The organism is Bradyrhizobium sp. 26S5, from assembly GCF_036923295.1.
Lineage (GTDB): Bacteria > Pseudomonadota > Alphaproteobacteria > Rhizobiales > Xanthobacteraceae > Bradyrhizobium > Bradyrhizobium septentrionale.
The window spans coordinates 1,261,014-1,287,344 of sequence record NZ_CP145948.1 but is presented as its reverse complement, the minus strand read 5'-3'; the positions used below and the strand labels follow the sequence as shown (position 1 = coordinate 1,287,344).

15 protein-coding genes and 6 pseudogenes are annotated in these 26,331 nt (G+C 60.5%); 13 read left to right on the top strand and 8 right to left on the bottom strand.

All coding sequences use genetic code 11. The features are described 5' to 3' along the window. Positions 1-28 precede the first annotated feature (28 nt). The 3 genes and pseudogenes from tnpA to tnpC form a co-directional block, all read left to right on the top strand. Positions 29-454: an IS66-like element accessory protein TnpA gene (gene tnpA / locus V5279_RS06135; RefSeq protein ID WP_338695869.1), complete on the top strand. Its 426-nt coding sequence runs from the start codon at positions 29-31 to the stop codon at positions 452-454. After that, on the top strand, positions 451-807 hold the full coding sequence (gene tnpB / locus V5279_RS06130; protein WP_176529006.1) for an IS66 family insertion sequence element accessory protein TnpB: 357 nt from the start codon (positions 451-453) through the stop codon (positions 805-807). Before tnpA ends, tnpB begins: the two co-directional genes overlap by 4 nt. 122 nt (positions 808-929) lie before the next feature. Beyond that, positions 930-1,842: pseudogene (tnpC, locus tag V5279_RS06125) on the top strand (IS66 family transposase); the annotation flags it as partial. A gap of 88 nt (positions 1,843-1,930) precedes the next feature. Here tnpC and ltrA read toward each other — a convergent pair. Continuing rightward, positions 1,931-3,175: a group II intron reverse transcriptase/maturase gene (ltrA, locus tag V5279_RS06120; protein WP_224496549.1), complete on the bottom strand. Its 1,245-nt coding sequence runs from the start codon at positions 3,173-3,175 to the stop codon at positions 1,931-1,933. A gap of 682 nt (positions 3,176-3,857) precedes the next feature. Between ltrA and V5279_RS06115 the strand changes: the two are divergent. The 3 genes and pseudogenes from V5279_RS06115 to istB all read left to right on the top strand — a co-directional run. Next, positions 3,858-4,364, top strand: a pseudogene (locus tag V5279_RS06115) (IS66 family transposase); the annotation flags it as partial. Positions 4,365-4,699: 335 nt separating this feature from the next. Beyond that, positions 4,700-6,232, top strand: a complete 1,533-nt coding sequence (gene istA / locus V5279_RS06110; protein ID WP_422389058.1) for an IS21 family transposase — start codon at positions 4,700-4,702, stop codon at positions 6,230-6,232. Then, positions 6,229-7,071 carry an IS21-like element helper ATPase IstB gene (gene istB / locus V5279_RS06105; protein WP_176535476.1) on the top strand — a complete coding sequence of 281 codons (843 nt, stop codon included), beginning with the start codon at positions 6,229-6,231 and terminating at the stop codon, positions 7,069-7,071. Before istA (V5279_RS06110) ends, istB begins: the two co-directional genes overlap by 4 nt. A 672-nt stretch (positions 7,072-7,743) precedes the next feature. On the opposite strand, the gene V5279_RS46910 is transcribed toward istB, so the two are convergent. Continuing rightward, positions 7,744-8,100 carry a ParA family protein gene (locus tag V5279_RS46910; protein ID WP_414645688.1) on the bottom strand — a complete coding sequence of 119 codons (357 nt, stop codon included), beginning with the start codon at positions 8,098-8,100 and terminating at the stop codon, positions 7,744-7,746. A gap of 215 nt (positions 8,101-8,315) precedes the next feature. Between V5279_RS46910 and V5279_RS06095 the strand changes: the two are divergent. Beyond that, positions 8,316-9,638 (top strand): annotated as a pseudogene (locus V5279_RS06095) (IS5 family transposase). Positions 9,639-11,968: 2,330 nt separating this feature from the next. Here the strand turns inward: V5279_RS06095 and V5279_RS06090 are convergent. The 4 genes from V5279_RS06090 to V5279_RS06075 form a co-directional block, all read right to left on the bottom strand. Beyond that, positions 11,969-13,711: an ABC transporter ATP-binding protein gene (locus V5279_RS06090; protein ID WP_338695860.1), complete on the bottom strand. Its 1,743-nt coding sequence runs from the start codon at positions 13,709-13,711 to the stop codon at positions 11,969-11,971. A gap of 775 nt (positions 13,712-14,486) precedes the next feature. Then, positions 14,487-14,612: a hypothetical protein gene (locus tag V5279_RS06085; RefSeq protein ID WP_275948935.1), complete on the bottom strand. Its 126-nt coding sequence runs from the start codon at positions 14,610-14,612 to the stop codon at positions 14,487-14,489. A gap of 313 nt (positions 14,613-14,925) precedes the next feature. Continuing rightward, positions 14,926-15,183 carry a hypothetical protein gene (locus V5279_RS06080; RefSeq protein ID WP_176529000.1) on the bottom strand — a complete coding sequence of 86 codons (258 nt, stop codon included), beginning with the start codon at positions 15,181-15,183 and terminating at the stop codon, positions 14,926-14,928. Positions 15,184-16,331: 1,148 nt separating this feature from the next. Further along, positions 16,332-16,598, bottom strand: coding sequence for a hypothetical protein (locus tag V5279_RS06075; protein WP_338695853.1), 267 nt, complete (start codon positions 16,596-16,598; stop codon positions 16,332-16,334). Between the two features lie 715 nt (positions 16,599-17,313). Here V5279_RS06075 and V5279_RS06070 point away from each other — a divergent pair. Next, positions 17,314-17,550, top strand: coding sequence for a hypothetical protein (locus V5279_RS06070; protein WP_176529002.1), 237 nt, complete (start codon positions 17,314-17,316; stop codon positions 17,548-17,550). Positions 17,551-17,970: 420 nt separating this feature from the next. Here V5279_RS06070 and V5279_RS06065 read toward each other — a convergent pair whose 3' ends face one another. After that, on the bottom strand, positions 17,971-18,243 hold the full coding sequence (locus V5279_RS06065; RefSeq protein WP_338695849.1) for an IS3 family transposase: 273 nt from the start codon (positions 18,241-18,243) through the stop codon (positions 17,971-17,973). Positions 18,244-18,263: 20 nt separating this feature from the next. Beyond that, positions 18,264-19,082: an IS3 family transposase gene (locus V5279_RS06060; RefSeq protein WP_338695847.1), complete on the bottom strand. Its 819-nt coding sequence runs from the start codon at positions 19,080-19,082 to the stop codon at positions 18,264-18,266. Positions 19,083-19,435: 353 nt separating this feature from the next. Between V5279_RS06060 and V5279_RS06055 the strand changes: the two are divergent. The 5 genes and pseudogenes from V5279_RS06055 to istA (V5279_RS06035) all read left to right on the top strand — a co-directional run. After that, a pseudogene (locus V5279_RS06055) lies at positions 19,436-20,706 on the top strand (IS256 family transposase). A gap of 406 nt (positions 20,707-21,112) precedes the next feature. Further along, a complete protein-coding gene (locus V5279_RS06050; protein WP_338695845.1) occupies positions 21,113-21,622 on the top strand; it encodes a hypothetical protein in 510 nt (169 codons plus the stop codon). Positions 21,623-21,795: 173 nt separating this feature from the next. Continuing rightward, on the top strand, positions 21,796-22,698 hold the full coding sequence (locus V5279_RS46905; protein ID WP_414646000.1) for a hypothetical protein: 903 nt from the start codon (positions 21,796-21,798) through the stop codon (positions 22,696-22,698). 670 nt (positions 22,699-23,368) lie between these two features. After that, a pseudogene (gene istA / locus V5279_RS06045) lies at positions 23,369-24,672 on the top strand (IS21 family transposase). A 161-nt stretch (positions 24,673-24,833) separates the two neighbouring features. Beyond that, positions 24,834-26,324: pseudogene (gene istA, locus V5279_RS06035) on the top strand (IS21 family transposase); the annotation flags it as partial. Positions 26,325-26,331: the final 7 nt, after the last annotated feature.

The window sequence follows — 26,331 nt, the reverse complement described above, 5'->3', positions numbered from 1 at the left end:
CACAGAGCATAGTGCTATCACGGAGCCGGTGCGGCGGCTTGAGGTCTTCACCCGAGCCGGCCGCCGGCGGAAGTGGAGCGACGAGGACAAGGCGCGGATCGTTGCGGAGATCGTGGCGAGCGGCGACTCGGTCTGTTCGGTAGCCCGACGGCATGGATTGTCGCCGCAGCAGTTGTTTGGTTGGCGACGTCAGTTGCGAGATGCTGCGGTCGATTATTCCGAAGAGCAAGAAGTAGAGTTTGTGCCGGCGGTGGTAGATGCTGTGGTGCCGGCGCCCGCTGTTGGCCGGAAGCGCAAAACGGTGCGCTGCAAGGCCAAAGCGGATACCCGGGCTCGCCGTTGCGATGCCGGGATCATCGAGATCGAAGTCGACGGAATCACGATCCGGGCCGGTCGTGGCGCGGACCCGACGATGATTGCGTCGATCGTCCAGACACTGAAGGCGAGCCGGTGATTGGTCCGTCGGGTGCGGTCCGGGTGATGGTGGCGACCAAACCGGTAGACTTCCGCAAGGGGATGGAAGGGCTTGCGACCCTGGTGCGCGAGAGCATGCGGGCAGACCCATTCTCGGGCGCTGTCTATGTGTTCCGGGCCAAGCGGGCGGATCGGATCAAGCTGGTGTTCTGGGACGGAACGGGTCTGTGTCTGTTCACCAAGAGGCTCGAGGATGGGATCTTCCGCTGGCCGAAGGTCGAGGACGGCGTGATGCGTCTGTCGGCGGCGCAATTGTCGGCGCTGCTGGAAGGACTCGACTGGCGCCTTGTGCATGAGGCGCGGGAGACGCCGGCGCCAACGCGAGCGGGATAGTTGTTGGCGGCACTGCGGCGAAGTGAATCAAGAGCGTGGGATGTGTCGCCAGATGGCGGCGAATATGCTCTGAATTGGGTGTGAGCGACGCCCTGCCTGACGATCCCGAGACGCTGAAAGCGATGCTGCTTGCGGAGCGGTGCGAGAGCGAACGACTGCGTCAGATCATCAAGGAATTGCAGCGACATCGGTTTGGCCGACGGGCAGAGACGCTGCCTGAAGATCAGATGCTGCTGGGCCTAGAAGACGTCGAGCAGGTGGCAGCGTACGGCGAGACGGCGCAGGACGTCAGCGCACCTGAAGGCCGTGAGGTGCAAGCCGGTAGGCGCCGCGTCAACCGTGGCGCCTTGCCGGCGCACCTGCCGCGGATCGAAGTCGTCGTCGACATCGAGGACAAGACCTGTCCCTGCTGCCAGGGCGAGTTACATCGGATCGGCGAGGATAGAAGCGAGCGGCTGGACCTGGTCCCGGCGCAGTTCCGGATCCTCGTTACCCGGCGTCCCAAATACGCCTGCCGCGCTTGCGAGGACGGTGTCATGCAGGCGCCGGCCCCGGCCCGGTTGATCGAGGGCGGACTGCCGACCGAAGCAACCGTCGCCCAGGTTCTGGTGTCCAAATATGCCGATCACCTGCCGCTCTATCGGCAGGCTCAGATTTACGCCCGCCAGGGCATTGAGCTCGATCGTTCGACGCTGGCGGACTGGGTGGGACAAGCAGCCTTCCACCTGCGTCCGTTGCATGAGCGTCTCCTCGGCAAGCTCAGGCGACGGCCAAAGCTGTTCGCCGACGAGACGACGATGCCGGTGCTCGATCCCGGCCGAGGGCGCACCAAGACCGGTCAGCTCTGGGCCTATGCAGCGGACGACCAGCCATGGGGCGGCGCCGATCCGCCGGGCGTCGCCTATGTCTATGCTCCCGATCGCAAAGCCGACCGACCAATCGCCCATCTGGCAGGCTTCGAAGGGATCCTGCAGGTCGATGGCTTCCGGCTATGGCAAGCTCGCCGAGCGTGGCGATGTCCAACTTGCGTTCTGCCGAGTAGGCGGGGGTGTTGCCATCCCCGCCCCTCACAGACCCGGACGAGCGGATTACCCGCATCCGGTTCTTCACGCGCAAGCTTCGCTCACGAGACGGCAGCATATTGGTGGACGATCTTGGCTGTTGGCAGTGGGTATCGCGCGAGCATGGCCCGGAAGCGCGTCCACGGCAGATTGCTGTGGCGGCCACGCCGTGCGAGCCATTTCCTCCATATCCGCGTGACTTGGTGGTGGTACCATCTGATGCGTCGGCCGTTTCCGGAGATGCCGTAGTAGGCGCAGTGCCCCCGGATTACCCGTGACAGATGGGCGTGCTGCTCCCTGAACGAACAGTGCAGGTTTTGCCGACACCATTCCATCACAGAAGCCAGCGCGCGTGCGTAACGGTCTTTTGCCGTTATCTGACGGACGACATTCTTGCCTTGCCTCGACAGACCCCACACGTGGGTGAAGCCAAGGAAGTTGAACGTGGTCCCCGCCGTCGCAGGATGACGCCCGCCTGGGCGTTTGAACCGGAAGTCTACGAAGCGAGTCTTGGTCGGATGGAGTTGAAGCCCATACCGATCAAGCCGCTTGGCCAACACGTTCAGCAATCGCTTGCCGGACAGGTGGTCCTCAAAGGCAATCACCGCATCATCAGCGTATCGAACCAGTTGGCACCGCCCCTTGAGCCGCGGTCGCGCCACCTGCTCGAACCATTCGTCCAGCACATAATGCAGGTAGATGTTTGCAAGCAGTGGCGAGATCACGCCGCCTTGGGGCGTTCCAACAGTCGTGCGGCGCAGGATGCCCTTTTCGAGCACCCCCGCCTTCAGCCATTTATCAATCATCCTCCGGACGACACCGTCCGTGACTCGCTGGTCGAGGAATCGGCGCAAGTGTGCGTGGTCGATGGTGTCGAAGTATTTCGAGATATCGACGTCCACCACCCAGCGCAGCCCTTGTTCCATGAACCCGGTACGTAGAGCGTGCAGGGCGTCATGGGCCGATCGTCCCGATCGGAACCCGTACGAGCACGGCAAGAAGTCCGTCTCGTAGATCGGCTCTAGCAGCAGGAGAATCGCCCGCTGCGCCACCTTGTCTTCCAGTGTCGGGATGCCCAGCGGCCGTTCCGTGCCATCCGCCTTGGGGATGTAGTGCCGTCGCACCGGCGGCGCGATGTAACGGCCGGATTTGATGCGCGCCAGGAGATCATCAAGATTGACCTCCAAGTTCGCCTCATAGTCCGTCGCCATCATGCCGTCGACGCCGGGCGCGCCATCCTTGCGCGTCAGACGATAAGCCTCGAGCATCCATTCACGGTCGATCAGGTGATGCAGCGCGGTCAGCACCCGCTCGGGATGTTGCCTCGCCAGATCGGCTATCCATTGTCGTTTCGTGGACAGGTTTGCGGGACTCAGGGTTCCCTCCCGTGTTTCTCGTCAATGGGTCTTAACGCGTGACGGCTCCCTTCCCTCCAGCGGGTCCCGGTGAGCCCAGTTCCCCGCCTTCCTCGGTACTACGAAGCCGCTACGACTTCCCGCCGCGCATGTCCGTCAGCTTATGTCTTCGCCTCGGGATTCCACATGCCTTGGTGTTTCGTGTTCGCGTCTGCGCTCGCGATGTTCGCCAAGTCGGTCATCGGGCCCGGAGCATTGTTCAGGCCGGTGCTCCTGTCCGGCCGATTCATGTGGACACAAACGGGACCTCTCAGGTTTCCTGGTGGCCCATCCCGTACCTTTGCCCTGCTCTGAGACCCCGGCCGAACCGGTAAGCCTGACCATAGCGGCTTTCCCAGTGCTGCCCCCGGATCCAACACGGCGAAGGCTTCAGCACGACCATGATTTCGAGGCTGCCACAGGGCTTCAGTACCCGCTGTCTACGCTTCACGAATGACGTTGCCGTCACCCATGCAAGACTCGCTTCCGGCTGGCGGGCTCCGCCTTTGCCGCGAGGGCGTCGAACCCTCTGGGTCACGTTGAAAGGTTTCAGGTCACATTCTTCCTCCTTTCCAGGACTTATCCTGACGCAAGCTGGTCGCACATGCGACGTAACTTCTATCGGCGAGTTCTACGCATCGAAAGGGACATCCGTGGTCGCGGCGCCGAGGAGCGCCGTCTCGTTCGGCAGCAGACAATCCGGGCGCTGGCGGAAGCCTTCGAGCGATGGCTCCGTGCAAAGCTCGCGTTGATCAGCCAAAAGGGCAAGTTGGCCGACGCCATTCGCTATGCGCTCTCACGCTGGGAGGGCCTGACGCGCTTCATCGACGACGGTCATATCGAGCTCGACAACAACACTGTCGAACGATCGATCCGTCCGATCACGCTGAACCGGAACAATGTGCTGTTCGCGGGCTCTGACGGTGGTGCCGAGCACTGGGCCATCATCGCATCACTGGTCGAAACCTGTAAGCTGAACGACGTCGATCCACTCGCTTACCTGCCCGGCGCCCTCACCAGGATCGTCAACGGCCATCCAAACAGCGACATCGATCAGCTGCTTCCGTGGGCCTATTGCCGTCAAGACCTCAACGCTGTGGCCCGAGAACGACGCTTACAAATCTGCCGCGGTCGCCTCAACTACCGTTTTGGTGGGCTCCCAAGGAGCAGTGCCTTGTAGTGATAGGGCTGGCCTGTTTGCTGTGACCGCGGGGACCAACTGCCGCGCCTTGGCCGCTTCCCTTTGCGCGGCGGCGATCAGGGTGAGACTCCAGCGACAATCAAGGTGAGACTGCGCCGATGGGGACGGACCGAAGGGAGGGCGCAGCCCGACCGGAGGACCGTCCCCATCGGCGTCGCGCGTTTTTGGACCCGTCTGGCGGCCGGGTGCGGCTGGTGCAAGCTGTTGGTTCGTCTCGACAAGAGGGAATCGATGCCTTGCCTGGCCTCCACATCACCGACCACCAGATGAGGCTGTACATGACGTACCGACTGACACTGTCCCCCGAGGCCGCCGCGGCCAAGGCGGGGTTCTCGAAGGCAAGCGCGTATCGAATCGAGGGCGATTGTCGCCCGCCATCGCAGAAGAAGACGCCGAGGGGCCGGCGCCGGTCCGATCCGCTCGGGCAGTATTGGGACGCCGAGATCGTTCCGATCCTGAAGGCTGCGCCCGGCATCCGCGTGATCGGCGTGCTGGACGAGCTGCGCCGACGGCATCATGACTTGAACCCGAACATCCGCCGCACGCTGGAGCGGCGCATCAACGCCTGGCGGGCGCTCAACGGCCCCGAACAGGACGTGATCTTCCGCCAGCAGCACGAGCCCGGCCGCCTGGGTCTGTCCGACTTCACCGACGTGAGCGCGCTCGGTATTACCATCGCGGGTGAGCCGCTCGATCACCGGCTCTATCACTTCCGGTTGGCGTTCTCCGGCTTCGAGCATGTCCATGTCGTGCTCGGCGGCGAAAGCTTCGTCGCCCTGGCGGAGGGCTTGCAGAACGCGCTGTGGGCGCTTGGCGGCGTGCCGCGGGAGCATCGCAGCGACAGCCTGTCGGCAGCATTCCGCAATCTGGCCGCCGACGCACGGGGGGATCTGACGCAGCGCTACGCCGGGCTGATGGGCCACTATGGCATGGCGCCAACGCGCAACAATGCGGGCATCGCACATGAGAACGGCTCGATCGAGAGCGCGCACGGCCATCTCAAGCGGGCACTGGAAGATGCGCTGTTGCTGCGGGGGACGCGCGAGTTCGCCAGTCTCGATGCGTACCGGGCTTTTGTCGACGAGATTGTCGGCCGGCGCAACGCCAACCTCGCCAAGCCGATCGCGCTCGAGAAGGAGGCCTTGGCGCCGCTGCCAAAAGGCCGCACGACCGACTTCGAGGAGAAAGTGATCCCGGTGACGTCGTCAGGCGGCTTCATCCTGCGGCGCGTATTCTACACCGTGCCTTCAAGATTGATCGGCCATCGCCTGCGTGTGCGCATCTTCGACGACCGGCTCGAATGCTTCCTTGGCGTCACGCCGGTCGTGACGCTGCGGCGCGGTCGGCCTGTGTCCGAGAGCCAGGGCGGTCATGTTGTGGATTACCGGCACGTCATCCATGCCCTGCGGCGCAAGCCGATGGCGCTCCTCAATCTCGTTTATCGCGACCAACTCTTCCCGCGTGCAGCTTACAAACGTCTGTTCGAGACCTTGCGGGAGCATGGTGATGACCGGCGCGCCTGCAAGGTGACGGTCGAGCTTCTGGCGCTGGCTCACGAGCGCGCCTGCGAAGCAGAACTCGCCGAGGTGATCGCGATGGATCTGGACGCCGGACAGTTACCCGATCTTGCCGCGCTGCGCGACCGCTTCCGACCCGAGGCGGCCTCGATCCCGCGTGTCGCCGTCAAGCTGGCGCCGCTCGACGTCTACGATGAACTCGCCTCCGTCAGCGTCATGTCGGGCCGCTCGAACCTGGGAGAGGCAGCATGACCGGTATCGCTACCTCCGTCGATGCTGCCCGTGTCGAGCTGCTTCTCAATGAGCTCCGCCTGCCGGGCGTCAAGGCGATCTGGCCGAAGCTCGCCGCACAGTCGGACAAGGAAGGGTGGCCTGCCGCCCGCTTCCTCGCCGCCCTTGCCGAGCACGAGGCGGCCGATCGCACCCGCCGTCGGATCGAGCGACACATGGTGGAAGCGCGTTTGCCCGCCGGCAAGACGCTCGCCACCTTCGACTTCGAAAGCGTGCCGATGCTATCAAAGGCACAGGCGATGGCGCTCGCCGCTGGCGACGCCTGGTTGAAGGCCGGCGCCAATTTGCTCTTGTTCGGTCCACCGGGCGGCGGCAAGACCCATCTCGGCACGGCGATCGGCCTGGCTCTCGTCGAGAACGGTTGGCGCGTTCTCTTCGCGCGCACCACTGATCTGGTGCAACGGCTGCAGGTCGCGCGGCGCGAGCTGGCGCTGGAGTCCGCGATCGCCAAACTCGATCGCTATGACCTCCTGATCCTCGACGACATCACATATGTGAGCAAGGATCAGGCGGAAACCAGTGTGCTGTTCGAGTTGATCGCCGCCCGCTACGAACGACGCTCGCTGCTGATCACGGCCAATCAGCCATTTGGCGAATGGGGGCGTATCTTCCCGGACCAGGCAATGACGTTGGCTGCCATCGATCGTTTGGTCCACCACGCCACGATCCTCGAGATGAACGTCGAAAGTTACCGTCGAAAAGTTGCCCTCGATCGCAAGCGCGGTCCAGGCCGGCCACCTGTTCACACGACCCCCAACGAACTCGACAAGACTGTGATTGACGCTGGCAGCGCCGCTTGATTGTCGCGCAGCGTCAATCAACGCTTGCCAAGTAGGCGGCCAGCGTCAATTATCTCCTGACTCGGCCGCCTCGTCTCATCTTGATTGACGCGCCGCTCTCATCCTGATTGTCGCGCTATATCCCTTATTACGAGAGCTGGAACGTAGCGGCTTCAATCGGCGAGATCGAGTATCGAGAGCGAGATGTCGCCTAGCTGCTAGCCAATCTTCTCGCTCTCTCTCGTTGGAGTCGAAGGCTGGATTGATGGCGGATTGGGAGACGATCCATTTTTCCATTATGACCGTGATCCCAAGCTCTTTTTCCGTCTCCACCCTTGCTGCGTTGAGTGCTGCGACTGCTTGCGTTTGATCGACAACAAGCTCTCCGGTCCGGTTCTGATAGCGAACCCTTATTGCCAGCGACGATGCTGCCGACCTCGGTTGTGAAACTACGCGATTTTTTGCGCCCAGCGACGCTTCAATCTCCACACCGGCACGCGTTCCGCAACGGCTTCGGCATAGCGGTCTCGTGCAACAATCTGGCCTGGGAATGCGTACGTTCCCGCTTCGCGCAAGAGCTGCTCTAAGTGCGTCCGTTGACGAGGCGACTTGGTATTGAAATTCGAATGCAGCAAGCCGAGATTCTCGTGTCCTGGCGACCGCACCGTCGTTGGACACCGATCACGGTCTGCATCAGGCCTTTAATCTTCCAGGTAAATTGGCGCCAGCACATGCGAGGCGGCGACCAGGCAAGCGGCGCTGCGAAGCCCAAGCGATGGCGGGGTATCGATCATTCAGATATCGAACCGCTCGGCGGCATCGGCGAGATTGCTGCAGGGTCATGACGGCAGCAGCGTTGCCGCGATCGATATCCGTAAAGTCACTGTCGGCCGGCGCCAGCGTGATACCGTTGTTTTCACCAGCGACTCGGGTCGCCGGCTTGAAGAGATCGGCCGCCGAGATCGACCCTGTATTCTGCTTGATCGTGTCGGTCGCGCTGCCCTGCGCGTCAACATCGATCATCAGAACCCGGTGGCCCGCTTCCGCCATGAAACAAGCCAGATGCACAGCAAGCGTCGTCTTGCCGACACCCTTTTTAGTCGTCCGTGAAGAGCGGCTAAGTGATTGAGCTGGAATCGCATTTGTCGTTTTGGATTGTTAGGATTGCAGGGTTTTGATGCTTCGGACATCGGAACCTTGCAGTTTCATTTTCGGGATTCCGTCGAATCGCCAGTCATGATTCCGTCGTTGCATCGGAGGTGGCGATGCGACCGAAGAAGCACAAGACGACGGGATCGGGCGATCTGTTCCGGGCCAGGCTGGACCAGATCATCAATATGAAGCACGAGCTGGTTCAGCTCGCCGGCAAGGTCGATTGGGACTGGATCGACGGCGAGATCGCGCCGCTCTATAGCGAGAACGGCCGGCCGGGCATCGCGACCCGCTTCATGATCGGGCTGCTGCTCAAGCACATTTACGGCCTGTCCGATGAGGGGGTGTGGGTTGAGTCCACGACCCGTATTTCCAGTACTTCACCGGCGAAGAGTTCTTTCAGCACGCGTTCCCGCACGAGCGCTCGGACCTGAGCCACTGGCGCAAGCGGCTCGGCGGCAAGCTGGAGCTGTTGCTGGCCGAGAGCTTGCGGGTGGCGCACGAGGCCGGCGCGTTACGCAGCCAAGACCTCAAGCGGGTCACGGTCGATACCACCGTGCAGCCGAAGGCGATCACCTTCCCGACCGACGCCAAGCTGCTGCACGCGGCGATCAAGGGGCTCAACCGCCTGGCGAGGAACGGGGTCAAGCTGCGGCAGTCCTACCTTCGCATTGCCAAGACCGCGGCAATGATGGCTGGACGCTACGCCCATGCCAAGCAATTCAAGCGGCATCACCGGCAGCTGCGCAGCCGGCTGGGCCGGATCATCCGCGATATCCGCTGCAAGATCGAAGGTCAGGCTGTGCTCGAGAACGCGTTCGCCCTCTCGCTCAGCCGGGCCACGCAGATTCGCGCGCAGCAGCAGCGCCAGCGCGGCTGGAAGCTCTATTCCTTCCACGCCCCGGAGGTGGAATGCATCGGCAAGGGCAAAGCAGCCGCGCCTTACGAGTTCGGTGTCAAAGCCTCTATCGTCACCAACAACCGCCGGGCTCACGGTGGCCTGTTCGTGCTGCACGCCAGGGCGCTACCCGATAACCCGTACGACGGTCACACCTTGCGGGACGTCATCGACCGCACCGAGACACTCACCGGCTGCGCGATCGAGCGGGCCTATGTCGACAAGGGATATCGCGGCCACGACGCACAAAATCCCCGTCGCGTCTTCATCTCTGGCCAGAAGCGCGGCGTCTTCGGTGTCATCAAGCGCGAGCTGCGCCGCCGCTCCGCCATCGAACCCATCATCGGACACCTGAAAGTCGATGGTCACCTCGGCCGCTGCTACCTGCCGTGCCGGCGATGCGGCCAACGTCATCCTCTCCGCCGTCGGCTATAACTTCCGCCGCATCCTCGCCTGGCTCAGGAAGCTCTTGCGCTTCATCCTGATCGTCCTTTGGCGCGCCTTCGCAACCCCAGTCGCCCTCAATCCCGCTTGTTAACGGACGACTTTTCATTGTTGATGACGATCGTGTTCATTGATGACTATTCCTTCCGATCGTGCTGCTCCTGCTGGCACGATCTCGATGAAACCGGCCTCTTCATCCCTGCTGTTGGTTGGAACCAACAGCCGCTACGGACCGGCGCTTTCTAGATAATCTTCAAAGCCCGGCACAAATCCCCTGCCAGAAGAGTCAGGTCGGCCCAGCCAAAGAAAAAAGACGCGCCGGATCGAAAACCAGTCCGCACGGGTCGACGGGCGGTTGATGTTGTCACCGAAGCGCAGCCGCCCTCCCCGGCGGGTTGGTTTGAACTTCCAACACGTTCCGGGCCTGCACCATATTGCGACATCAACTGCTGGAAGGACGCGACAGAACCCGAAGCCCCAGAGACAGGAAATCCCTGCTCCGCGAGAGTCAAAGGGTCCCAGCGCGAAGAACACTAAATGGCGTCAGCTCAGTTGGTTGGGCTTTCCATCTGTTGAGCGTAGTGAAGGGGTCGAGAGCCAGGAATCGACTCCCGCAGTTCTACAAAGTTCCAGTTTGAGACATGAACCTTGGCACGCTTTGTGCTGCCCCATCCTTGTCGGGATTTTGCATCACCTTCGCGGGGCTAGGAGCCAACGCCGCTCGAATCATTTCAAGCGAGCGGCGTTGTATTGTCGAAGCTCCTCGGCGAGTGATCCTGAATCCACACGTGGGCGACACTCGCCGGACCAAGGTATCAACCGCCTTGCCGAGGAAACCCCGCCAAGATCGTCTTTGGCGGCCGACAGCAATGTGAGCGTCCACAGATCGCTAACAAATCCGGAGAGGCTAGCGGGCTTATTTGTTGGCTCGCATGGGGAGCCGTCACCGCCGTCGCTTCGCGCGAGCGAGCCTTTGCGACTTGGTGCGAGACGACAAGCACAATGGCCGAATCTCGAATCTTTGAGAAGCGCCTCCTTCAGCTCGGCGGTCGATTAAGTTGACGATGCCGTTACGCCGCTTGTGCGGCACCAGCAACCGGTCGGCTCTCTGCTGAGATGTTTCGTTGTCGTGCAACACTTCGAGACTGCAGACGCGAGCGATCGCCACGGCGCGGCGCGAGATTCGCTGATGGTTCATGGATTTTGCTTTTAGCTCTGATGCCGGTAGCGGACTGGCTGCCGGCGGTTCAGAAACCGTAATCCTGAACGGCCAATGTGCTTTTGGGGTGCCCCTTCGACATGGGCGCACCGTCCCACCGAACGGGGCTGTTATACGCTAGCCCATTGATGGCCACTGATGCTATCTCGGGTTTCTGACGCCCAAGTCTACGGTTGCATACAACCTAGACGTTTGCAACAGTAATTGTCTACTCAGGGCGCGACGAAACCGCGCGCTCTCCCTTGGGTTTTCGTGCACACGGCTGCGCTCGGCCGCTCGGCTTTATCAAACTCCGAATTGCTCAAGCTCCTGCCGAAAGCGCGGACAACGAACCTGCAAGCCGTGCTTGCCGTGGCCTACTGCACTTACGATCGAAAGCCCGACGCGGATATAGACGCAAAAGACGGCGAACATGGTCAGTCCAAAGACGTGCCGCAATCCTAATTCGCTGCGTCCTCTCTGAAAAGAACGCAGCCTGTTCGTCTTAGCGATTGTTGCCGGAGATCTATCACAGGCGGACGTGATCAGACCCGCAGGTTTTCTGCGGTGCTTTTGCTCGCTTGGGGGCGACTTTGACTTCGTAAGAAATCTTTTGGCCTTCTGCCAAACCGGAGAGTCCAGCGCGCCCGCCAAGGCTCACCGCGCTTTCGGCAGCAATCGACGCCGATCGATCGCCAGCCTGTTTCGGTCCGGGTTCCTAAACCCGCGGTCAGCCTGCACCTAAAAATTCATCTCCTTTCGGGGAATTGCGTTCGCTCGCCCGTTCGGGTTGTATCGTCGTCATGACAGAACACCCGGGCGTTTCAGAAAAACCAGACTTGGGAACGAGCCGCCGATGTCACGACCGCCGAAGCGCGATCGGTGCTGTCAATCGTACCCGTCGTCGGACAGGACCTCCAGGAAGTGGTGACAGCGCTCGTCCCCAACCAAAGAGCCGAACGCTTCGAAAAATACCTTCTCCTGCTATCCGACGAGCTCAACTGGCTGGCGGTTCCTTCATAGTCCCCTCCGATTCGCGAGCTTGCGGGAAGGCTTGAAGATAGCTGACTTTTTGAGCCGCAGGCGCTGACCGCAATTACGTCATCGTATGCACAATTGACACGTCTTGATTGCGTGGGCCACTTCTTGCAATTACGAAGGCATCTCGTCCAGCAATGCGCCTACAGTGCAGACAATCAATGCGCCGGGCTGATCATCCCCTTCGCCTAGGTCAAGGACAAACCGCAGTCGGTCAGCTCGACCACGACGTCGGTTGTAGAAATGACGCCTTTGTGATGAGTGATTGCCAGCACGGTCACATCTTCCGCCAGGCTGCGAATATGGTCCAAAATGTCGCGCTCGGTTCGTTCGTCAAGCGCGGAGCTGGCCTCGTCGAGAAGAAGGATCGCCGGCTCGCCATAGAGCGCGCGGGCAATCGCAACACGCTGGCGCTCCCCGCCTGAAAGCTTCAAACCGCGTTCTCCAACGGTTGTTTCAAATCCTTCCGGCAGAGCCTCGATAATGCGGAGAATTGCGGCTTTTTCCGACGCACCGCGAAGGCGCACCTCGTCGCGGGGCCGTCCTAGCAGAATGTTGTCGGCTACCGACTCATTGAGCAACATCACGTCCTGCGGCACAACAGCAACTGCGGCATACCAATCCGTGTGATCGATGGTCGCTATATCGGTTCCATCGACCAGAATACGGCCGCAGTCTGGCTCGATCGATTTCAGGACGAGCTTGAATATTGTCGACTTCCCCGATCCGGATTCGCCGACAAGGAAGGTAATGGCGCCGCGCCTAGCCAGAAATGAGACATTCGTAACGCCACGACCGTTGTCGTAGGCATACCGAATGCCCTCGAAGGATAGCTGGCCAGCGGAGGGCGTGAAATCATGAGCATGAGATGTTCGCCGCTCTTCTGGTGCGACCCACAGTCTGGCGAGAGGAATGAGGTCGGCTCGCGACCGCGCCGCGTCAGAGATCGCGCGCGCGACCATCTCGAAGGGCGTATTGAGTTGGAGTAGAAGCGTGTTGAATAGCACAATATCGCCGATCGTGACCGCGCCGGCCCGGTATTCAGGCATTAGAAGGAGAAGTGTGACGGCAAATTGTAGCGCGATGGCTAAGCCGAGCACGGCTATGTAGGCCAATCGTTGAAACACGTAGGCTCGCCAGTTATCGCGCACCTCCCGCGCCTTCATCGTAAAGCGCTGGCTCATCCAGGAATGACTGCCGAAATGGCGCAACGTGTCCATGGAGTTCATGACGTTGCCGACGAAACGCGCATTCTCCTGTCCGGCTTCGATGGCCCGGTCCAGAAACACGCGCGCCCGACGCGTGGAATTCCACCCCAATGTAATCGCGACAGCCCCATAAGCGACGACGATTGCAGCGATTTGGATATTGACGAGCACACCGAGAGTAGCGAGCGTAAGCAGAAGTTGCGCTGCAGCCGGGATGAATATCATAATTCCAAGCTGGACCAACGTCGTCAACCCGCTGCACCCGCGCGCGGCCGCACTCTGTATCTCCACGGGATTGTGCTCAAGAAAAAAGGCCGAGGTTTTTCTCAGGATGCGATCGAAAAAGCGAGTTGCAGCGATGAAGCCCAGGTTCTCGGCTGTCATGAAGGAAAGATACTGCAGCATGCGCTGCAATGCGGAGGCTATGCCGAGCAGGACCGCATAGCCGGCGAATCCCCAGGCAAGCGCCGACATGCCTTCCCCCCGCGGGAGACGATCAATGAGACTCGAAAATACATAGGGGGCTGCGACGCTGCTCGCGCTGGAGATCAGCACCACTGTGGCAACGATGAGAAGCAAGCGCCGATCGGATCGCCAGTACGCATGCAGAATTTCGGAAACCGGCGACAATGCGCTGTCGTTGACCTGATCTGCGGTTGATCCAGGGAATGGGGCTTTGCTTACACTGAGAGAGCCGACATGGCCTTGCGATCTGGATTCCATACGATCTCACGTAAAGATGCGGCTCTGTGGAATTTGCTGCCGTTTACCGTTACTAGACTCCAACCCAGTTTTGTCCAGCACCGTCATCCAACCCCGCCAAATCTTGGTAGGTTGTCGCCCGGGTTCTCACATGAGAGAAGTTATAGTGTGGCTCGACACGCTGCCGCGCCACACGACGAGAAGCCCGATCACGCTATCAATAGGAACAGACATGAAGAGCGCAACTGCAGACACGTCTAAGCGGCCATCGCGGCCCGATACAACTGACCTCCTCTTACCGGTGCTGCCACCTCCCACTATTGTGGGGCCGAAGGGCCCCTCCCTAACGACGGCGCTAATGAACGCTACCTTTAAGATCATTCTTCACTCCGTTACCGCCTCTCACACGAGAGGCGGTAACGTTTAAGTCGAGGAACAAATGCTCAAGGCCACTCTGAAAATAGCCGACTTGGAAAACTATGGCGTTCATTCGGTCGTAATAGCCCTTGCGTCTACGGATCAGTTTCGTCAGCACTACCAGAAATGCATGTACTGGCCCGCTCGATTTTATCGTGATCGAGGCCGCTCGCCGGGGTCCTCGGTTGCGTGTACGAGCAGGCCATATAGGTAGCCTCCCAATTTACTTCCATGTGGAGGAGCGCACTCGTACGGTTACGCCCTCCTGGAATTTCGTGGATCTTTTGGATAACTCGGGAACGATTGATACAGAAATCATAGCCCATCATCCATCTATGAGAACGTTCTATTCTGCGCGGCAGGCCTGCGTTGGCGCTAATCAGTTAATCTGCTGCGGCTGCATGGAACACTCGGCCGTCCCGGCAGCGGCCATGGTGCCGAACGGGGCGTTTGCGTAGGTGATGATACGAACCGCCGCGCGATTTTCGATGGAAACAAGGGCCATCGGCGTCCTCTCTCCTGCCGCGCACCGGCTGCTCGGGGCCGTGGTCTCCATCGGAGGCACCCTCACATTCTGGATGAACTTTCCAACCTTATAACGGATGCAAAGTGACCGCGGATGAGGCAGCCAAATCGGCATCCGGCGGTCGCTCGAACAATCTCGCTTGAAAAAGGCTGGCCGATCTCCGCGTTGAGGTGGCCCGGGACTACGTGCCGAAAGACACGCTGGGTGCACTTGAGAAGCGCGTTATCGACGCGATCAATGCCGCCGGCAGTGCATTGACAGCCTGGCGAAACACGGCAGCACTAAGATTCTGTCACTGATGAAAATCGGCTTCATTCGATTCTTGTTCTTCAGTGGGCGCAGGGGCTAGCGAGCCATCGGCCTGAACGATCATCTTGGGCGAGAGGGGCGCGCCAAGCGGCGGAACTGCTGATCGCCGGATCTGCGGCGGATATCGCCGGGAAAACGCCGCAATGAGGCGCTGGCGGCGGCCAGCTTTTTCCACCACCTTCTCGATGGTCTTCTCTTTGGAGCGTAGCGCGGCGCGGTGCGTCGGCGTTGGCGGTTCCACTCCTGTACGTCCGTTAACAGCCACATTACCTCACCTGCTGAAGTGCTCGCCCACGGAAAATTTGGCTCTTCAGCCCAACGAGCGATTGTTCGAGGCGTGGTCTTGAAGTGCGCGGCCAGTTGGACCGCTGTCATTAAGATGCCGATAAGGCCGATCGATGTCGGTCCAACATCCGCAGTGATGCTCCCCGTGCTGTCTTTCATTGCTCGCGAGCCGCCCCTAGCCAAGCGACCACGAGCGGGCGGCAGCTTGCCATTCATGAGCGATACTCTTCGCACACGCCGCGAGAATATGATCTTGATCAGCCTAAAGAGCTAAGTGCTCGTCACCGCGAACTCATCAGGGCCTCCGCGCTGGCGGATGACCTCTCGGAGTGCAGATGGCTTCTCAGGGGCGGAAGAGCGAATAGCGGCCTCGAAGGCCGGTATGAATTTGAGCCGGTCCATTACAGCACACTCCACAAAGCCATCGTGAGTGTCAGTCGGGGAAACGAGCTTTTGGTTTTGAGGCCGGCTAGGGGGCGGCCCAGTCGCCGTGAGCTGCGCAATCGTCGCGAGAACTACGCTCGTTTCGGTCGTTCCCCCAGACCAATCTCCGAGCGCCGCGATGGCGCCTTCCAAAGCCTTTTCACGGCTCATGTGAACTATCTCCCCAGCGAGCCTGTTGCAGAAGACCGGTAGAACCCAGGAAAAGAGGCGCGGGCGTCTGGAGGAGCCGCCCGCGCGAAGTTTGCTACGCCAAGCTTGGCTGCTGGGGTTGCGTGAAATAAACAGCCAAGCCAAAAGGCTCTCAGCAACTCGCGTGCCAGACGGTCACGAACTTCAAGTGTAGAGATAAGCGGTGCCAGTCTTTTCGCCCGTCGTAGCCTGACCTCGACAGAGCATGGCGGCTAGCGCCACGATGGAAAGCCGCGCGGGCGGTGGCTGAGGGACCGCCCGCACGAGTTACGGTGCGAGGACTTGGCCCTCAATCAATAAGCGACCAAGCCATACTTGGCTCAGCAATCAATGGGCCAGACGGCCACATTGCGCAGAGAGGCAAACGGCGCGCTTTCATACCTTGTGCAGACTAACTACTCGCGCGAGCGGTGCTTTCCGGACGACAATGTCACGAACCGGACGCAACTGAGCGACATCAGACGTGCCGCGTTAATGACGACGAGCGTGCGAAATAGTCGGACTGATCTCGTCATCGTGCACGATGAGAAGCTCGCCGGGCTTCACGCCAAGTCTTCGCAACTGCTCCTCTTCGATTGGGCAGTTGAGCATTGCGGCTTTTGCGCCGCATTCCGCGATGGTCATCCTCACCACTTCCGCAGGATCGGCGACGGCCCCCACGCAAGCTATGTGCCCGAATTCTTCGTCATCGTCGCCATCTTCCTTGAAGAAAGCCGCTGTCACTATCCAACCATCCATCTTGTTGAGCTCCGTGGGCCCTGAGCTGCCGAACCTCTTAAGATCCCGAGGCATCGGACACCGCGGCTGAACACGAGGACGGCCACCTCATTGCATAAATATTACGACCGCGGCGATGGCGAGCGAGGTTAGTCCCATCAAAATGACGTATGCGATATACGGAAGGTCGCCACGCACTACACATCTCTAGCACTTGACGGAGCGTGCACTCCGAGACGCGGCACACCAGCACAGGCCGGCACGCGTTCCGCACCCTGACACGGCAACCCGAGCCCTACACCTACTTGTCTGCATAGGTGCCAACCTGACGGCGACGCCATTAGACGTTAGCACGCGCTCAACCTGCGGAGTATCTCGTTGACGCATCGCGGGGAGAAGGTCCGACCTCCCGCAACCGAATCCCAATAGGGATCGGGCTGGAAGCCAGCTATTCAATTGAACCACCATTTGGTGCAGCACCCTTCGATTGTACGGACGCAATGGCACCTCTCAATCAGACGAGCGAGCATGAAGTTCTGAGTGCCCGAGATTGTTATAGGTTGCTTGCTCACGGTCGCCACTTTCGCGGTGGGAATGGCCTTCCTACTCGGTCGCAAACTATGGGAAGCTCCCTGCCGTCATCGAAGCTATGCAAGTAAGCCTGAGCGTGCACGCAGAGCCGCCAACTCCGGTCAACTACGACCACAACCATCCCCCTGCGAGCTCTGCTGTCCTCATGCCTGGCGAGCCCCGCAATGATCTGGATGACGGGCTTGCGTGGAATGAAGTGGAGCTTGACGACTACGAAGGTGACCGCCCCGATTTCGGCGACATGCATCTTTTCTTCTTCGGGTATCGCGGCACGTTCACAAGCGGCCACACTCCCGAGCGTGCTGGCGATAAGATCACCGAACACGCCCGCTCGTCGAGTTTAACGGTGGCTGCGAACACAACAGTCAAACCTGATGAGTAAGGAAGCGGGATGACAAAACACGGTTCGATCATTGAAGAGTTGCAGCGAGAGCGAGCGAACATTGATCAGCTTTTGGCAGATCTTGAGGTCGCCAAGTCCGCGTCCATGCGGTGGACGGCTCCGAGGCCGTTGACACAGCCGAATATGTGGATGGCCTCAGGCAAGCCTGCTTAACAAAGCAATTGCGGCCTAAGGAACATGGATACCTGAAGTTAGTTATCCACGACGGCCGGGCCGCCGTCACGCAAGATGTGCCGGTATCCTTGATTAGTCATCCACTTGGTCCGGGCGATATACGTCTCATACGCTCGGCGGGCGCGCTGCGGCTCGCGTTTAGGATTGATGCGCAATACGATCTCCGCTACCTCTCGCCAGTCTGCGCACTCTGCGTCTGATCTTCCCCCGAGAAAGTGGACTGGTTTAGGCGGCTTTTAGCTCCATTTCGATCGGGGCGATATATCCCAGGGCGGAATGGAGCCTTATTCGGTTGTAGAAGCCTTCGATGAAGGCGAAGATATCGCGCTGGGCCTCGGCGCGGGTCTTGTAGTTGCAATGATGAACGAGCTCAGTCTTCAAGGTATGGAAGAAGCTCTCCATCGGAGCATTGTCGTAGCAATCGGCCTTGCGGCTCATCGATGCGGTGATGCCGGCGCCTGCGAGAGCATTGCGATAGGCGTGTGAGGCATACTGCACACTTCGATCGGAGTGGTGGATCAACCCGGCTGGGGCCGTTGTTGCTGGATGGCCATCGTCAGTGCCGCTGCTGCGAGTTCGACCTGCATATGATCGCGCATGGCCCAGCCGACGATCTTTCGACTGAAGAGATCCATCACGGCCGCGAGATACAGCCAGCCCTCCGCGGTCGGGATGTAGGTGATATCGGCGAGCCAAATCCGGTTCGGAACCGGGGCTGAGAAGTCGCGCGCGATCAGGTTCGGCGCGATCGGCAGGTTGTGACGGCTGTCGGTGGTGCCCACACGGCGCGGCGGCGCCATGATGGCGCGGATACCGTGCCGACGCATCATCCGCTCGATCCGGCCGCGGCTGGCGCCGCGGCCCTGCCTCCGCAGGACGGCATGGACGCGGGGACTGCCGTAGCGGCCGTTGCTGTCTTGATGGACTTGCCGGATCGCGGCCAGGAGCGCGGCATTGGACTTTGTCCGCTTACTCACCGGGCGATCGCGCCAGGCGTAATAGCCGGCCGGCGAGACCTCGAGTACGGCACACATCAGCCGTACCGGATAGGCATCGCGGTGATCCTCGATGAAGCGGAAGCTCATGTCCGGGTTCCGGCAAAGATCGCGATCGACTTTTTTAAAATGTCGCGCTCCATGCGCAGCCGTTCGTTCTCCTGGCGCAACCGGGCGATCTCCGAAGCCTGGTCCGCCGGACTTATCCACCCAGCGCCGCAACACCGAGTCTCGCAGACCAAGTTCCTTGCCAACCGACGTAATCGAGCGGCCGCTCGACACCACCAGCTCAACGGCTTGCCGCTTGTACTCCTCGGTAAACGACCGACGTTGACGTTCCATTCGACACCTCCGCGCTCAATGAGCCTACTACAGGTGTCCACTCATTCGGAGGAGGTTCAGTCCGCTTCCAGCATGCGCATGTAGGTGACGGCGTGCTCCCGGTCATAAGGCGTCAAGGCCTGATCGCTCGGGGCGATATCCCATGGCGGTCTTTGCATCGGATGCAACTTCGGTTCGTCACAACCTAGAGCGTGATTACTTTAGTTTTGGCCATATCCGGCGTCGGCGAAGTAATTGGCACATTCGGCGGGTGAGGAGCTATCGCTGAAAGTTGGTGACGGCGGGAATCGGGAAGGCGGCATATCGTGGGGGTGCTTGACGCCTCCACTTCTCCACCGAAGGAGCGATATGCCGTGTCCAAAGATAACATCATCAAGTTGATTCAGCCAGGAAACGTCGACGATCAACTCACCGAAATCTTGCGCAATGGGGCGCGTGCTCTGTTGGCCCAGGCGGTCGAGGCCGAGGTCGCGGACTTTCTCGGCAAGCATGCCGATTTGAAGACTGCGGACGGCCACCAGCGCGTCGTGCGCCACGGTCACCTGCCGGAACGCGAGGTGATGGATGGTATCGGTCCGGTCGGCGTCCGCCAGCCGCGTGTACGCGATCGCGAGGCGGAGGCTACCGATCCCGACCGCATCCGGTTCTCTCCGTCGATCCTGCCGCCCTACATGCGCCGCTCGAAATCGATCGAGACGCTGCTGCCGATCCTTTACCTGAAGGGTATCTCCACCGGCGACTTCTCCGAGGCTCTGGCGGCGCTGCTCGGCAAGGATGCTGCCGGGTTGTCGGCATCCGCCAGCGGCCGTCTGAAGGACGGTTGGCTTGACGAACACACCGCGTGGCAGAGGCGCGATCTGTCGGCGAAGCGCGACGTCTACATCTGGGCCGATGGCATCCATCTCCAAGCACGCCTCGAAGACGAAAAGCATTGCATCCTGGTGCTGATCGGCGCGACGCCGGAAGGCCGCAAGGAACTGGTCGGCTTCACCGATGGCGCCCGCGAGAGCGCGCAGGACTGGCGCGATCTGCTGCTCGACCTGAAGCGGCGCGGGCTCGGCGTGCCGCCGCGGCTCACCATCGCCGACGGCGCGCTCGGGTTCTGGAAGGCCGCCGGCGAGGTCTGGCCGAAAACGCGCGAGCAGCGCTGCTGGGTACACAAGACCGCCAACGTGATCGCCAAGTTGCCGAAGAGCCAGCAGCCTAAAGCCAAACGCGCGTTGCAGGAGATCTGGATGGCCGAAACCAAGGCCGCCGCCGAGCTGGCGTTCGAGGCCTTCATCGAGAGCTATACGCCCAAATACGAGAAGGCGGCCGACTGCCTGAGCAAGGATCGGGACACGCTACTGGCGTTCTACGACTTCCCGGCCGAACACTGGAAACACCTGCGGACCATCAATCCCATTGGAAGCACCTTCGCTACCGTGCGCCACCGCACGATAGCCTGTCCAACAGAACGGCGCTCGCGATGGTCTTCAAACTGCTTGAGGCCGCGCAGAAAAGCCGGCGTTGTCTCGATGGCCACAACCAGTTGCCAAAACTCGTTCTCGGTGTGACATTCAACGACGGGATCGAGGTCATCGCCAAACCGACTGACCGTCAGCCCATAACCGCCGCCGCCTGACCGGCCGCGCCGTCACCAAAATTTGGCGATAGCTCTTCTGTCCAGCACCGTCATCCAACTGCCGACATTGGTAGGTTGTCGCCCGCCTTCTCACATGAGAGACCTTCCATTGTGGCTCGACACGGTGCCGCGCCACTCTCTCTCTGGCTTTTACTGAAGCCTAGATTTGAGACGACGAGAAGCCCGATCACCCGGAGATTGACATGAAGAGCACAACTGCAGACGCGCCTAAGCGGCCATCGCGGCCCGATACAACTGACCTCCCCTTACCGGTACTGCCACCTCCCACTATTCAGGGAGAGAAGGGCCCCTTCCCTAACGACAGCAGTAACTTCGGCTACCTTTAAGATCATTCTTAACTCCGTTACCGCCTCTCCCACGAGAGGCGGCAACGTTTAAGGAACCAATGCTCAAGGCCACTCTGAAAATAGCCGACTTGGAAAACTACGATCCTGTTGCCAAAGGCAGTTCGATACAGGTTGGTGAAAGCTACATCCGGCCGTTCCAACATAAGAGTCTTGAGAGTTCGTTAGTGAAGAACACTGAACAATGGTTCTTCGTCATACGTGAGCGTCAAGTAGCGGCGGACGAGGCTGGCGTTCATTCGGTCGTAATAGCCCATGCGTCTATGGATCAGTTTCGTCAGCACTACCAGAAATGTATGCACTGGCCGCTCGATTTTATCGTGATCGAGGCGGCTCGACGGGGCCCTCGGTTGCGTGTACGAGCAGGCTATATAGCCAGCCTCCCAATTTACTTCCACGTGGAGGAGCGCACTCGTACGGTTACGCTCTCCTGGGATTTCATGGATCTCTTGGATAAATCGGGAACGATCGATACAGAAATCATAGCCCATCATCTATCTATGAGAACGTTCTACTCTGCGCGACAGGCCGCGTTGGCGTTAATCTGCTGACTGCTGGCGCCACCTTGTACGTCGACAGATCGCAAACGTCATTTGAGTACGGCGCGACAACCTCATCAGCCCCTGAGCTCTCTGGACGAGAGGGGAGCAATTATGTCCTTGAGTTTTCTGATACTCTTCAGGCGGTTGTTCGTTCGCGGCCGACGGCCTTCTGCGCAAACGCTGTGGAGCTGAGCGGAGGAATGGACTCCGCTTCCGTCGCAGTTGCTGTTAGCGAGAGTGTAGCATCGCTAGCATGTGGCGGGATACTATTGGGCGACGGGAGTAGCCCCAAGCAGATTGACCGCCGAGCTAGCATTTTGAGCGCACTGGATTGTCGCGATCACAAAGTTGACATGCACGCCCACATGCCGGCGATTGATCTAGATCTTGACCTGAAAGGACGCCTGCCACTCATTTCAGAGTATTACCTTGAGGCGTTCGGGTCACTCTGGGATCGGTTCCGAGGTGATGGCTGCGAAATAATCTGGACCGGCATAGGAGGAGACGAGCTTTGCGCTCGCTTCAGCAGCGACGAGGAGGAACCCAGATCTCCGTCTTCACCCAACCTGGATATCGCGCTTGGGCTTGCAGAAGACCTATTGACGAAACGCGGGCTTGACGCCGCTCGTTCATCCTTCCTTTTTAGCGCCCCCATCAGCGCCACTCTATCCACAACTCTGCTCGCAAGTCTTTGTCATGCTCGCCCACTCGCGACGCGAGGACTTTGGCCCGTCCGCCCATTCGGCGATCCGAGATTGATCAATTTTGGAGCGAAGCTTCCGTTTGCACTTCGCTCGGGCAAGGAGCTCCTCCGTTCTTACTTGCGTGAGCGCTTGGGCTCTGACGTATTTCCACGCGGTTACGCAAAGGAGACTTTCGCGCTTGTACTGCCAAAGGCGATTGCGGCTCGTGCGGACATAATTTCATCACAGCTTGCTTCTTGCGCCTTGGCCGACTTCGGCTTGGTTTCGCAAGAGGCTGTCATGGCACTCTTGAACAGGGTGATAACAACACACGAATTTTCCGCAACGAGCACCTTGGCACGTTTTTTATGGGCAGAACGTTTCGTTCGGCAACTCTGTTGATTGCGCCATTATCAGCGATGGGACATTCCCGGGCAAGGCACGGGTCATTGCAGCTACCGCTTCAGACCATTTTTCAAGGATAGCTATGTTGATCTCGGGGTCCAGACCGGCGGCGTCTTGCGCAAGATCTACGAGGTGAAGTCGAGTTGCGAGCGGCAGGCGCTCTACACGGCGATCGGGCAAGTCGTGGTTCACGACGATACCCGGAATGGCGATTGCAAGCGCCTAGACCGCCTCTAATCGGCTCGCCAGATCGTTCGCGCCGATATCAGAGACATGAACGGAGGCAGCCTTCGCCGCCGCGCGTGAAGCCGGAATTCGACCACCCGACCTTGCCACGGCAGATCGGCTAAAGCGTCGCACGTAATGGCTGTGGACGCGACTCGTCTGGCAGACGCAACAGGGACACAGCAAGACCGCTGACTTCAGCCGAGCCACGAGCGCCACCCTGTCGGTCCGGGGAAGGATCTGGACAATCGAAAGCTCGGGGGAAACCAGTGAGCGGAAGGCTTGGAGCAAGGCGAATCACGGGCGCCGACTGCGATTCCGACCTTATGCCCTTATTCGCACTGTCCGTGAATCCTGCACCCTGCTGTCGCGCGCCATGGAAAACTGCCCCCTCAGCGTCACGAGGAATTGCCCCCTCCTCGGATAGCTGAGGAGAGAGTGAATGAAGCGGGAACGAATCACTGAAGGCTCGCCGTGGAATGATCCACGGGGGCAGGTGATGAAGACGCCGGATGACGTGGCGGAAATGATGCGCCTGAGAGCGTGCGGGTGGGGCGTGAAGCGGATTGCGCGGCAGCTTGGCTGCAGCCATCACACGGTGAAGGACTACGTGGCGGCGGGCGGGGTGAAGCCGTTCAAGTCGCCTGAGCGGCCGAAGCGTCTCGACGGCCTTGAGGGCTGGCTGCGCGAGAGGCTCATTCGGCATCGCGGCAATGCCGACGTGGTGCGCCAGGACCTGTTGGCCGAGAAAGGCGTGGCCGTCAGCCGACGGACACTGCAACGCTCCGTGCAGCCCTATCGCCAGGCGCTGAAGGCGGAGGCGCTGGCGACGACGCGGTTTGAGACGCCGCCGGGCCGGCAGCTGCAGATCGACTTCGGGGAGCGTCTGGTCGAGATCGGAGGGGCGAAAGTCAAGGCATTCGTGTTCGTGGCAACGCTTGGACACTCGCGACGGCTCCATGTGCGTGCGTTCCGGGCCGAGAGGCAGGAGCATTGGTTCGCCGGGCTCGAGAGCACGTTCACGACCTTCAGCGGTGTGCCGGAGGAAGTGCTGATGGACAATCCACGCGCGCTTGTCGTGCGCCACGACGCGGTGAGCCGGTCGGTTCAGTTCAACGACAAGCTGATAGCCTTCGCAAAACATTGGGGCTTCCGTCCTCGCGCGTCCGCGCCATATCGGGCGCGCACGAAGGGCAAGACGGAGAACGGCGTCGGCTACGTGAAGAAGAACGCGATCGCCGGTCATTCCTTAGTTGGGAAGCATTCGAGGCGCATCTCGACAGGTGGGAGCGTGAGGTTGCGAACGTTCGTATCCACGGCACGACCGGCGAGGCGCCGATCATCCGCTTCGCGCGTGACGAAATACATCGGTTGAAGCCGCTCGGCGAGCAGCCGCCGTTCGGATCCTTGCGTGAACTGACCCGCGTCGTCGGCAATGATTGCGCCGTCGAGATTGATACGAACAGCTACTCGGTGCCGTGGCGCCTTATTGGCGAGCGCGTAGCGGTAACGATCGCGGCCGGCGAGGTGCGGATCCGCCATGGCGTGCACCAGGTCGCGGTTCACGAGCAATCGAAGGGGCGCCGGCTGCGGATCGTCGATCCGGTTCATCTCGACGGTGTTGCCGGGCGCAATGGCGCGGTCCGCCGGCCGGAGACTGCAGCGGCGGTGCCGGGATCGTCTCCACCGCATTCGTTGTTGCGTCCGCTTACCGAATATGAAGCCGTGATCGGGGGAAGCTTCTGATGACGCGCGCAAAGAAGGCAACCGAAGCACCGACCGATCCGCTCGATTGTCATTCGGCCTGCAATATTGACCCCCTAAGCCGGGGGATCGGCGTCCAAAATTGACCCCCTACAGATTGGTCTGTTGCGCTGCCTGCTTTGGAACGAAGCAGGTGGTGGGGGATGCTGATCGTGGAGACGATTGCCCGGATCCGGCGCGAGCACTTCATCAAGGGCAAGACAATCAAGGAGATCGCCCGTGACCTGAAGGTGTCGCGGAACACGGTCCGGAAGGTGCTGAGGTCGGGAGAGACCTCCTTCGAGTACGAGCGGCAGGTGCAGCCGCGGCCAAAGCTGGGACGATGGGCAGTAGAGCTTGACGGATTGCTGGCGGCGAACGCGGCCAAATCGGCTCGTGAACAGCTGACGTTGATCCGGATCTTCGAAGAGCTGCGCGGCCGCGGCTATGACGGCGGTTACGATGCGGTGCGGCGTTACGCCAGGCGGTGGAGCAAAGAACGCGGGCAATCGACCGCGGCCGCTTATGTCCCGCTGAGCTTTGCCCCAGGCGAAGCCTATCAGTTCGACTGGAGCCACGAGGTGGTCTTGCTGAGCGGCACCACGGTAATGGTGAAGGCCGCCCATGTCCGGCTCTGCCACAGCCGCATGCTGTTCGTGCGGGCCTATCCGCGGGAGACGCAGGAGATGGTGTTCGACGCCCACGACCGGGCGTTCGCCCTGTTCAAAGGTACCTGCACCCGCGGCATCTACGACAACATGAAGACTGCCGTAGAGACGATCTTCGTCGGTAAAGGGCGTCTCTACAATCGCCGCTTCCTGCAGATGTGCAGCCACTATCTGGTCGATCCGGTCGCCTGCACGCCAGCGTCGGGCTGGGAGAAGGGGCAGGTCGAGAACCAGGTCGGGCTGGTCAGGGAACGCTTCTTCACGCCGCGGCTGCGGTTCAAAAACCTCGACGAGTTAAACGCCTGGCTGCTCGACAAATGCATCGCCTACGCCAAGGCTCATCGCCATCCGGAGCTGGTCGATCAGACGATCTGGGAAGTGTTCGAAGCCGAACGCCCCAAACTCGTTCCCTATGCCGGCCGCTTCGACGGCTTCCATGCGGTGACGGCATCGGTCTCGAAGACCTGCCTGGTGCGCTTCGACAACAACAAGTACTCGGTCGCAGCCAGCGCAGTCGGACGACCGGTCGAGGTTCAAGCCTATGCCGATCGCATCGTGATCCGTCAGGATGGATGCATCGTTGCCGAGCACCCGCGATCCTTTGGCCGCGGCGATACCGTCTACGACCCCTGGCATTATGTGCCGGTGCTCGCCCGCAAACCCGGCGCCTTGCGCAACGGTGCTCCCTTCAAAGACTGGGTGCTGCCGGCCGCGATCGAGCGGATCCGGCGCAAGCTTGCCAGCACCGACGATGGCAATCGGCAGATGGTCGACATCCTCAACGCGGTGCTGACTGACGGTCTGCCCGCGGTGGAAGCGGCCTGTGCCGAAGCGCTCGGTCATGGCGTCCATTCCGCCGATGTCGTGCTCAATATCCTGGCCCGTCAACGTGAACCCGCCCCACCGGCCAACATCATGACGCCGGCCGCACTGACGCTCCGTCATGCACCGATCGCCGATTGTGCCCGCTACGACAACCTCCGGAGGACCATCT